The sequence below is a fragment of the Streptomyces sp. NPDC093109 genome, assembly GCF_040701725.1.
GTDB lineage: Bacteria > Actinomycetota > Actinomycetes > Streptomycetales > Streptomycetaceae > Streptomyces.
On sequence record NZ_JBFBEZ010000039.1, the window covers coordinates 65,770 to 76,315 of the forward strand.

Sequence of the window (10,546 nt, forward strand, 5' to 3'; positions counted from 1 at the left end):
CGCGCCAAGCGGAGCAGCAGCACCCGGCGACCGTCCGACGGGCTGCCTACTCGGGGCTGCCTACTCGGGCTGCCTACTCGGGGTTGCCCGTCGAGATCGTCAGCTCGAACTCCTGGTCATTGGGCAGGACCGCGCTGCCGGAACTCGGGTACTGCTCGATCACGATGTCCTCGGCGTACTGGCCGCTGTCCACTTCCTTCGGCGTCTTCCACTTCCAGCCTGCCGCGCGCAGACAGTCCTTCACCGAGAGCAGGTCCTTGTACCGCAGATCGGGCGCCGACACCTTTGACGGATCCAGCCCGTCCGTCGGGGCGTTCGAGCACGCCGTCGACTTGATGGTCCGGTTCCGCTCCGGATCCTGGTGGCCCGCCGCCGTGGACTTCGAGGCAACGGGATCCTTGGCCTCGTCGGACGTGCTCTTCCCGTTGTTCAGCGCCATGATCAGTCCGCCGATCGCCAGCAGCGCCACCACGATCGCCCCCACGATCACCAGCGTGTTCCGATTGCCGCCGCTTCCGCCGGCCCCGCCCGCGTTCCCGCCATGGCCGGAACCCGTCGCCGGCTGGGCCGACATCGGCGACATCGTGTAGGGCGGCTGGGCGCCCTGCCCCATCGAGGGCGCGGCCGGATACCCGACGGGGGACGCCTGCGGATACCCGTACCCAGGCGTCGCCTGGATCGGGCCCTGCATCGGCCCCACACCCTGCATCGGGCCCTGCATCGGTCCCACACCCTGCACGGGCCCCGTCCCCTGCATCGGGGACGGGGTGGGCGGTCCGTAAGGACCCGGCTGGTACGGCGTCTGTACGGAGCCCTGCTGCGGCGGCTGCGTGCCCTGCTCCACCGGCGGGAAGACCGCCGAGCCCACGCCCGAGCCGCTGGCCTGCGGGGCGCTCGGCACGATCGCGGGAGCGCCCGTAGCCTGCCCGGCGAACAGCACGCGCAGGCACTCGTCGTGCATCGCCTCCGCGCTCGGGAAGCGCTCGTTCGGGTTCTTCTTCAGCGCCCGCGCGACCAGGGCGTCCATCCCCGGCGTGACCGAACGGTTGATGCTGGACGGCGCGACCGGCTCCTCCTGCACATGCGCGTACGCGATGGCCAGCGCGGAGTCCGCGTCGAACGGCAGCCGGCCCGTCAGCAGTTGGAAGAGCATGATGCCGACCGAGTACAGGTCGGAACGGGCGTCGACGCCGCGCCCCAGCGCCTGCTCGGGCGACAGGTACTGCGGGGTGCCGACGACCATGCCCGTCTGCGTCATCGAGGTGACGCCCGACTGCATGGCGCGCGCGATGCCGAAGTCCATCACCTTGACGACGCCGCGCTTGGTCATCATCACGTTGCCCGGCTTGATGTCCCGGTGGACCAGCCCCATCTCGTGGCTGGCCTCCAGGGCCGCCAGCACGTCGGCCGTCACCTTGAGCGCCTTGTCGGCGGGCATCGCGCCGTACTGGGCGATGTCGGCGTTCAACAGGGAGCCGAGCGGCTGCCCCTCGACGTACTCCATGACGATGTACGGCATCAGCGCGCCGTCCAGCTCGCTCTCGCCGGTGTCGAAGACGGAAACGATGTTGGTATGCGACAGCTTCGCAACAGCTTGCGCCTCGCGCCGGAAGCGCTCCCGGAAGGACTGTTCGCGCCCCAGCTCCGTGTGGAGTGTCTTGATCGCGACCTGTCGGTCGAGCGCCGCGTCGTACGCCAGATATACGGACGCCATGCCGCCTTCGCCGAGAAGGTCGCGCAGCTGGTACCGGCCGCCCGCGACCGAACCGCCCGCATAGCGGCCCTGTGCGCCGTTCTGGCTCATGATTTTGCTTCCCCCCAGGCGCCCTGACACGGTGATCCCCAGCGCGGCTTCGCTCGGTCCTGCGTGCGGATCCCGCCATTCCCGGCCAAGTCTGCCCCAGGGCACCGACACGTCAAGCGAGGTGCCCGTTCCGTGACCGTAAGCACAGCAAGCGTCTCGGAAGCGTTACAGGAAAATCATGGAATTTGCACGGGTACCGGCGCAAGAGGTTTCATGGCCGGTCCATCCTGGACCGGCGTGTCACACAGAGGCTGTAGCGTGATGTGGCATAGCCACCCCTGAGACATCCCCTGAGAAACACAGACCCACCGCGGACCGCGCGCGCGGTCATCAAGCGGACAGAAACGACGGCGAGGACTGATGGCACCCGAACCCGAAGCAGGCGGCGGAGTGTCGGATGCGGCGGACTCCTGGGGCGACAACGGAATGGTCGGCGGGACCGTCGGCGACGGCCGGTACCGCATGACCCACCGCCTCGGCCGGGGCGGAATGGCCGAGGTGTTCGCGGCCGAGGACGTACGGCTCGGCCGCATCGTCGCGGTGAAGCTGCTCCGCGGGGATCTCGCCGAGGATCCGATCTCGAAGGCCCGCTTCACGCGTGAGGCGCAGTCGGTCGCAGGGCTCAACCACCATGCGGTGGTGGCGGTCTACGACTCGGGCGAGGACACCCTCAACGGGCAGACCGTCCCGTACATCGTCATGGAGCTGGTCGAGGGCCGCACCATCCGCGACCTGCTGATCAGCGCGGACCCGCCGCCCCCCGAGCAGGCGCTGATCATCGTCTCCGGGGTGCTGGAGGCGCTCGCCTACTCGCACGAGCACGGCATCGTGCACCGGGACATCAAGCCGGCGAACGTGATCATCACGGACGCGGGCGCGGTCAAGGTGATGGACTTCGGCATCGCGCGCGCCCTGCACGGCGCGCAGTCGACGATGACCCAGACCGGCATGGTCATGGGCACGCCGCAGTACCTCTCCCCCGAACAGGCGCTGGGCAAGCCCGTCGACCACCGCAGCGACCTGTACGCCACGGGCTGCCTGCTGTACGAACTCCTCGCGCTGCGGCCCCCGTTCACCGGCGAAACGCCGCTCTCCGTGGTCTACCAGCACGTTCAGGACATTCCTGTGCCGCCCTCCGAGACATCGGACGTGGCGCCGCCGGAGCTGGACGGGCTGGTCATGCGCTCGCTGGCGAAGGAGCCGGACGACCGGTTCCAGAGCGCCGAGGAGATGCGCGGCCTCGTCCAGTACGGCCTCCAGATGCTCCAGCAGCAGGGCGGCTACACCGGCACGTGGAACACCGGCCCGGTCGACGCGCACGGCGCCGGCGGTACGGCGGCGATGGGCATGGCCGCGACGAGCGCGATGGGATATCCGTCGCACGGCGAGACCGCCCAGGGCGCGATCCTGCCGCCGATGAACCCGAACGACGGCGGATACGACGGCGGTTACGGCAACGGCGGTGGCCAGTACGGCAACGGCCAGTACGGCAACAACGGGTCCGGCGGCGGCAATCGCGGCAAGATGATCCTCTTCGCCGCGCTCGCGCTGATCGCGATCGTGGTGGGCGTCGCGTTCGCCGTGAAGAACATGGCCGATACGCCGACGGACAACAAGAAGGTCGAGCAGAGCACCACCCCGGCCGAGTCGAAGACGAGCGAGAGCCCGACGCCCACGGAGACGGAGACCACGGACGAGCCCACGCAGGACAGCTCCTCCGGCGGCAACCAGAACCCGGGTTACACCCCGCGCTACACGCCGTCGTACCCGCAGAAGTCCGAGGAGCCGACGTACACGCCTCCCACGGAGGACACACAGCCGACCGATGACGGTGGCAACACGGACGAGGGCACGGACACCGGCGCCTCCGCGGGCACCACGGAAGGCACGGCCAACGCGGGCACGGACGCGGGCACAGGGACGAACGCCGGCACCGGCACGGACGCGGGCACGGGCACGAACGCGGGCACGGGTACGGACGCCGGCAGCGGCACGGACGCGGGCACGGGTACGGACGCCGGCACGGGTACGAACACGGGCACCGGCTGACCGGCCGCGGGACCCACAGAGGTACAAGCGGTACGGAGGGGGTGACGGGCGAGCTGCCCGTCACCCCCTCCCGCGCGTCACCGGTCCAACCTCACCCGGCGAACGCCTCGCACACCGCGTCGTACTCGCGCGTCCACCACACGGCCAGCGCCGACACCGCCGCGAACAGCGGGTCCGCCCTCCGGTCGTCCAGCTGATAGCGCCAGCGCAGGATCCAGAAGTCGTTGAGGCGCTCCCACCAGACCCGGTGCACCGCCGCGGCCAGCTCGGAGGCGCACGTCCCGGCCGCGCTCCGGTACGCGCGGGCGTACGCCCGTACCTTCGCCAGCTCCAGCTCACCCGTCGGCCGGACGAAGAAGATCGCGGCGGCCCGTACGGCCTCCTCGGCGCGCGGCTCCACGCCGAGCCGGTCCCAGTCGACGATCGCCGCCGGTTCCGCGCCCCGGTAGAGCAGGTTCAGCGGGTGGAAGTCGCCGTGCACCCAGCCGGTGGCGGGCTCGGCGCCGGGCGGCGGGCGGCGGTGGGCGTGCTGCTCCAGCAGCCCACGGCGCTCGACGAGCCGGTGTTCGGCGAGCCGGTCGAAGACATCCGCGTGGGTCCGCCCTCGGGCCAGGACCAGCAGCTCGTCGATGAGGCCGAGGGTGTCGGGGGGGTCGGCGCTCAGGTAGGGGAGGCGGCTGAGGCGGGTCTCCGGGTTCGGCTCCATCACCTCGTCCAGACGCGTGTGGACCAGCCCGAGGAGCCCGCCGAGCCGCCGGGACGCGTCGGCCGTCAGCTCGGCGCCGTCGCGGTGGTGGCCCTCGATCCACGGATGCAGGGCGTAGCAGCGGCCGCCGATGACCGCGACGGTGTCGCCGCCGGCGCTCTCGACGGGCGGCGCGACGGGCACGCCGAGCGTCTGGAGCCGCTGGGTGGCGCGGTGCTGGCGGGCGATGGACACGTGGTCCCCGTCGAGGTGGTGCTTGAGGAAGTAGGCACCGCGGGTGGTGCGGAGCCGGTAGCCGCGGTTGAGAAGCCCTTGGGCGACGGGTTCGCAGGAGACGAGGTCGCCGGCGTTGCGGTAGCGGCGGAGGAGCGTGCGTAAGGGGAGCCCTGGGGGGCCGTGAGAGGCGTGTGGGGCCGTGGAGGTGGCGGGGATCTGTGGGGTCCGCCGGGTGGCGGAGGCGGGCGGGGGAATGACAGCGGTCGCGGCAGGCGCAGCGATTTCATATGAGCGCAGCACTTGCCAGATGTTAGATCACGCAGCGTGTTGACTCTGTCGCTCGCGGGCGTATTCGATCATATGTACGGTGACAAATTGGGGCTCAAGTCGCATAAAGACGGGCACGAATGCTTGGCCGTCCACGGAATTCGGACTTGAATCAAACAGTTCGATTTCTGGAGCGGTCGGATCGACCAGTTCGGCGGTGCCGGTGAACTGCACCGACCAGAGGTTCTCCTCGCCGCTGCCGAAGTTGTCCGCGCCGTACGCCACCACCCCGCCGCCGCAGGCGCGGTGGTAGCCGAGGCCGGCGTGCATCCGCAGCAGCACCGAGCCCCCCGTCACCACATGGCGGGCGGGCGCCATCAGGGGCATGGCCCGCATGCTCGTCGCCACGTGTCCGTGCGACACGCGGTTGAGCAGCTCGATGGCGCGGAGTTCCTCGGTGGACATGATGTCCACTCTGGGTCACGGGAGGGGTCCCCACCAGGGGAGGCGGCCCCTCAAGCCCGGGACGTTGGTCCCGATTAGGACGGATTCGGGCGCGGTACGCGGTACGGATTCAGGCGGGTGCGCGGTACGGGCGGAGGCGGGCGCGGTACGGGGTACGGATTCGGGCGCGGTACGGTGCGGAGGCTGGAGCCCCCGTACCGCCCCCCTCACCGCCCCCGCCCGTCAGCGCTTCTCCGCCTGGATCCGCGCCACGAACGCCGCGGCCTGCGAGCGCCGCTCCATGCCCAGCTTCGAGAGCAGGCTGGAGACGTAGTTCTTGATCGTCTTCTCCGCGAGATGCAGCTGCTCGCCGATCGCGCGGTTCGTCATGCCCTCGCCGATCAGATCGAGGATCCGGCGCTCCTGGTCGGTCAGGTCGGCCAGCCGCTCGTCGCCCTTCGGGTTCTTCCCGTTGCGCAGCCGCTCCAGCACGCGGGCCGTCGCCACCGGGTCGAGCAGCGAGCGCCCGGCCGCCACGTCCCGTACGGCCGTCAGCAGCTCGTTGCCGCGGATCGCCTTCAGTACATAGCCGGAGGCGCCGGCCATGATCGCGTCGAAGAGCGCCTCGTCGTCGGCGAACGAGGTGAGCATCAGGCACTTGATGTTCTCGTCCCGCGAACGGATCTCCCGGCAGACCTCGACCCCGCTCCCGTCCGGCAATCGGACGTCCAGGACCGCCACATCGGGCCGGGTCGCCGGGATCCTGGCCATCGCGTCGGCCGCCGTACCCGCCTCCCCGACGACTTCGATGTCGTCCTCGACCGAGAGCAGCTCGAAGACGCCCCGGCGGACGACTTCATGGTCATCAAGCAGGAATACCGTGATTTTTCCCTCTTCTCGCACGAAATTCAGTCTCACACACTCACCCCTTCCCTGCCGCTGATCAGCGGGATAACGTGCCGGTGTTCCGGCGTCCTGCGAGGCTGTGACCAGTGGTTGTACCGGACTCTGCGGATTTACTTGGAAATCCAAGCAAAAATGCAGGTCAAATGGGGTTTCGCAGTAATGCGGACTACTGGGTAACGTGCTTGTGACAGAGAGTCCGCCGGGGCGAACTGTCACGTCTGTACGGCCCGGTCGCACCCACCCCGTGCGCACGGACCGCGCAGGCGCAGCCGCACTGGTTCCCGGCGGATCCCGGGGGCCGGACAGACGGAGGAGCACGCACGTGACCGTGGAAAGCACTGCCGCTCGTAAACCGCGACGCACCAGCGCCGGCGGAACAGGCGGTACGGGCGGTACGAGGCGCACCGGCGCCAAAAAGGCCCCGCAGTCGAAGTCGCGACCGCAGAGTTCCGAGCCCCCGCTCGTCCAGCTTCTGACGCCCGAGGGCGAGCGGGTCGAGCACCCGGAGTACTCGGTCGACCTCAGCCCCGAAGAGCTGCGCGGGCTCTACCGCGACATGGTGCTGACGCGCCGCTTCGACGCCGAGGCCACCGCGCTCCAGCGCCAGGGGGAGCTGGGGCTGTGGGCGTCGCTGCTGGGCCAGGAGGCCGCCCAGATCGGCTCGGGCCGCGCGCTGCGCGACGACGACTATGTCTTCCCGACCTACCGTGAGCACGGCGTGGCCTGGTGCCGCGGGGTGGATCCGACCAATCTGCTGGGCATGTTCCGGGGGGTGAACCACGGAGGCTGGGACCCGAACACCAACAACTTCCACCTCTACACGATCGTCATCGGCTCGCAGACGCTGCACGCCACCGGCTACGCGATGGGCGTGGCCAAGGACGGCGCGGACTCGGCCGTGATCGCGTACTTCGGCGACGGCGCGTCCAGTCAGGGGGACGTCGCCGAGGCGTTCACCTTCTCCGCCGTCTACAACGCGCCGGTGGTGTTCTTCTGCCAGAACAACCAGTGGGCGATCTCCGAGCCGACCGAGCGCCAGACCCGGGTGCCGCTCTACCAGCGCGCGCAGGGCTACGGCTTCCCGGGCGTCCGGGTGGACGGCAATGACGTACTCGCCTGTCTGGCCGTGACCCGGGCCGCGCTGGAGCGGGCGCGCCGGGGCGAGGGGCCGATGCTGGTCGAGGCGTTCACGTACCGCATGGGCGCGCACACCACCTCCGACGACCCGACGAAGTACCGCGCGGCCGAGGAGACGGAGTCCTGGCAGGCCAAGGACCCGATCCTGCGGCTGCGCCGGTATCTGGAGCGGGTGGGCGCGGCCGACGAGGCGTTCTTCGCGGCCCTGGAGGCGGAGAGCGAGACGCTCGGCAAGCGGGTAAGAGACGTGGTACGGGCGATGCCCCAGCCGGACCGCATGGCGATCTTCGACCATGTGTACGCGGACGGGCACGCGCTCGTCGACGAGGAGCGCGCGCAGTTCGCGGCGTACCAGGCGTCGTTCGACGACGGCGCGGCGGACGATGCGGCAGAGGGGGCCAACTAGCCATGAACGCAAAGACTTCGACGGGTTCCGCGACCACCGCGGCTACTGCGACCACCGCCACGACCGCGGCTTCCTCCACCTCCGTGGAGAAGGTCTCTTCTGTACAGAAGCTGCCGATCGCGAAGGCGATCAACGAGTCGCTCCGCAAGGCGCTGGAGACCGACCCCAAGGTCCTGATCATGGGCGAGGACGTCGGCAAGCTCGGCGGCGTGTTCCGGGTGACGGACGGGCTCCAGAAGGACTTCGGCGAGGGCCGGGTCATCGACACGCCGCTCGCGGAGTCGGGCATCGTCGGCACGGCGATCGGGCTGGCGCTGCGCGGCTACCGGCCGGTGGTGGAGATCCAGTTCGACGGTTTCGTCTTCCCGGCGTACGACCAGATCGTCACACAGCTCGCGAAGATGCACGCCCGCGCGCTCGGCAAGATCAAGATGCCGGTCGTGATCCGGATTCCGTACGGCGGCGGCATCGGCGCGGTCGAGCACCACAGCGAGTCGCCCGAGGCGCTGTTCGCGCATGTGGCGGGGTTGAAGGTCGTCTCGCCTTCGACGGCGTCGGACGCGTACTGGATGATGCAGCAGGCCATCCAGAGCGACGATCCGGTGATCTTCTTCGAGCCGAAGCGCCGCTACTGGGACAAGGGCGAGGTCAACACCGAGGCGATCCCGGACCCGCTGCACCGGGCGCGGGTGGTGCGCGAGGGCACGGATCTCACCCTGGTGGCCTACGGGCCGATGGTGAAGGTCTGTCTGGAGGCCGCGGCGGCTGCCGCGGAGGAGGGCAAGTCGCTGGAGGTGCTGGACCTTCGGTCGATGTCCCCGATCGACTTCGACGGGATCCAGGCGTCGGTGGAGAAGACGCGCCGGCTCGTGGTCGTCCACGAGGCGCCGGTCTTCTACGGCTCGGGCGCGGAGATCGCCGCCCGGGTCACCGAGCGCTGCTTCTACCACCTGGAGGCGCCCGTGCTGCGGGTCGGCGGCTACCACGCGCCGTACCCGCCGGCGCGGCTGGAGGACGAGTACCTCCCGGGCCTGGACCGGGTGCTCGACACCGTCGACCGCTCGCTCGCGTACTGAGGAGTGCCGTGACCATGACTGCTGACACGTCCACTCGCTACCGCGAGTTCATGATGCCCGATGTGGGCGAGGGGCTGACCGAGGCCGAGATCCTCAAGTGGTACGTCAAGCCGGGCGACCCGGTGACGGACGGCCAGGTGGTGTGCGAGGTGGAGACCGCGAAGGCGGCGGTCGAACTGCCCATCCCGTACGACGGGGTGGTGCACGCGCTGCGCTTCGCCGAGGGCACGACGGTCGATGTCGGGGCGTCCATCATCACGGTGGACGTGGCGCCATCGGCGGCGGAACCGCCGGTGGAACAGCCCGCGCAACCGCCCGCGGAGACGAAGCCGGCGGCCCGGACCCCGGTCCTGGTCGGATACGGGGTGGCCGAGGCGTCGACGAAGCGCCGGCCGCGCCGGGGTCCCGCGGTCCCCGAGCAGCAGGCGCCGGCCACGGCTCCGCCGCTGAACGGCCACGCGCCCGCGCCGGCCGCCCCCGGCCTCACCCCGGCCGCCGCCCCCCGCCCGCTGGCGAAGCCTCCCGTACGGAAACTCGCCAAGGACCTGGGCGTGGACCTGACGACCGTCACGCCGACGGGCCCGGACGGGATCATCACCCGGGATGACGTGCACGCGGCGGTGGCGGTACGGGAGGAGCCCGAGGCGCCGACTCCGCCCCCGGCTCCGGCTCCGGCGCCGATTCCGGCCGCTGTTGCCGTCGCGGTCGCGTCCGCGACGGCTCCGGGCCGGGAGACCCGTACCCCCATCAAGGGCGTACGGAAGGCCACGGCGGCGGCGATGGTCGGCAGCGCCTTCACCGCGCCGCACGTCACGGAGTTCATCACCGTCGACGTGACGCGCACGATGAAGCTGGTGGAGGAGCTGAAGTCCGACCCGGACATGGCGGGCCTGCGCGTCAACCCGCTGCTCCTCATCACCAAGGCGCTGCTGGTCGCCATCAAGCGCAACCCCGAGGTCAACGCCGCCTGGGACGAGGCCAACCAGGAGATCGTGGTCAAGCACTACGTCAACCTGGGCATCGCGGCGGCGACACCGCGCGGCCTCATCGTCCCGAACATCAAGGACGCCCACGACCGGACCCTGCCCCAACTGGCCGAGGCCCTGGGCGAACTGGTGGCCACGGCCCGCGAGGGCCGCACCACCCCGGCGGCGATGCAGGGCGGTACGGTCACCATCACCAACGTCGGCGTCTTCGGCGTCGACACCGGCACCCCCATCCTCAACCCGGGCGAGTCCGCGATTCTGGCGGTCGGCTCCATCAAGCCCCAGCCCTGGGTCCACAAGGGCAAGGTCAAGCCCCGCCAGGTCACCACCCTGGCGCTCTCCTTCGACCACCGCCTCATCGACGGCGCCCTGGGCTCCCGCTTCCTGGCGGACATCGCCGCCGTCCTGGAACAGCCGAAGCGCCTGATCACCTGGGCGTGACCGGCACAGAACTCCGGCGCGGGGGGGGGGGGCCCCGGGCGGGGCCCCCCCCGCCGCCCCGCGGAGGCGCGACGAGAATGACAAAAGGAGAAAGATGGGAGGGGCGGG

Annotated in this window: 8 protein-coding genes; 4 read left to right on the forward strand and 4 right to left on the reverse strand. The window is 70.3% G+C overall.

Going from position 1 to position 10,546, the window contains the following annotated elements; all coding sequences use genetic code 11:
- Positions 1-73 precede the first annotated feature (73 nt).
- The gene (locus AB0389_RS29705; protein WP_366398598.1) at positions 74-1,804 is read right to left on the reverse strand and encodes a protein kinase; all 1,731 of its coding nucleotides are present in this window, start codon (positions 1,802-1,804) and stop codon (positions 74-76) included.
- Between the two features lie 360 nt (positions 1,805-2,164).
- Between AB0389_RS29705 and AB0389_RS29710 the strand changes: the two genes are divergently transcribed.
- Positions 2,165-3,853, forward strand: a complete 1,689-nt coding sequence (locus tag AB0389_RS29710; RefSeq protein ID WP_366398599.1) for a protein kinase — start codon at positions 2,165-2,167, stop codon at positions 3,851-3,853.
- Positions 3,854-3,944: 91 nt separating this feature from the next.
- On the opposite strand, the gene AB0389_RS29715 is transcribed toward AB0389_RS29710, so the two are convergent.
- The 3 genes from AB0389_RS29715 to AB0389_RS29725 form a co-directional block, all read right to left on the reverse strand.
- A complete protein-coding gene (locus tag AB0389_RS29715; protein ID WP_366398607.1) occupies positions 3,945-4,991 on the reverse strand; it encodes a phosphotransferase in 1,047 nt (348 codons plus the stop codon).
- A 99-nt stretch (positions 4,992-5,090) separates the two neighbouring features.
- Positions 5,091-5,507, reverse strand: coding sequence for a pyridoxamine 5'-phosphate oxidase family protein (locus tag AB0389_RS29720; RefSeq protein ID WP_366398600.1), 417 nt, complete (start codon positions 5,505-5,507; stop codon positions 5,091-5,093).
- Positions 5,508-5,729: 222 nt separating this feature from the next.
- Complete coding sequence (locus tag AB0389_RS29725) at positions 5,730-6,389, reverse strand: response regulator transcription factor (protein ID WP_366398601.1); 660 nt, start codon at positions 6,387-6,389, stop codon at positions 5,730-5,732.
- 325 nt (positions 6,390-6,714) lie between these two features.
- Here AB0389_RS29725 and pdhA point away from each other — a divergent pair, with 325 nt between their 5' ends.
- The 3 genes from pdhA to AB0389_RS29740 all read left to right on the forward strand — a co-directional run bounded on the left by pdhA (position 6,715) and on the right by AB0389_RS29740 (position 10,438).
- Positions 6,715-7,935: a pyruvate dehydrogenase (acetyl-transferring) E1 component subunit alpha gene (gene pdhA, locus AB0389_RS29730; protein ID WP_366398602.1), complete on the forward strand. Its 1,221-nt coding sequence runs from the start codon at positions 6,715-6,717 to the stop codon at positions 7,933-7,935.
- 83 nt (positions 7,936-8,018) lie between these two features.
- Positions 8,019-9,011: an alpha-ketoacid dehydrogenase subunit beta gene (locus tag AB0389_RS29735; protein WP_366398608.1), complete on the forward strand. Its 993-nt coding sequence runs from the start codon at positions 8,019-8,021 to the stop codon at positions 9,009-9,011.
- Positions 9,012-9,025: 14 nt separating this feature from the next.
- Positions 9,026-10,438 (forward strand): dihydrolipoamide acetyltransferase family protein, encoded by a 1,413-nt coding sequence (locus AB0389_RS29740; protein ID WP_366398603.1) that lies wholly within the window; start codon positions 9,026-9,028, stop codon positions 10,436-10,438.
- The last annotated feature ends 108 nt before the right edge of the window (positions 10,439-10,546 follow it).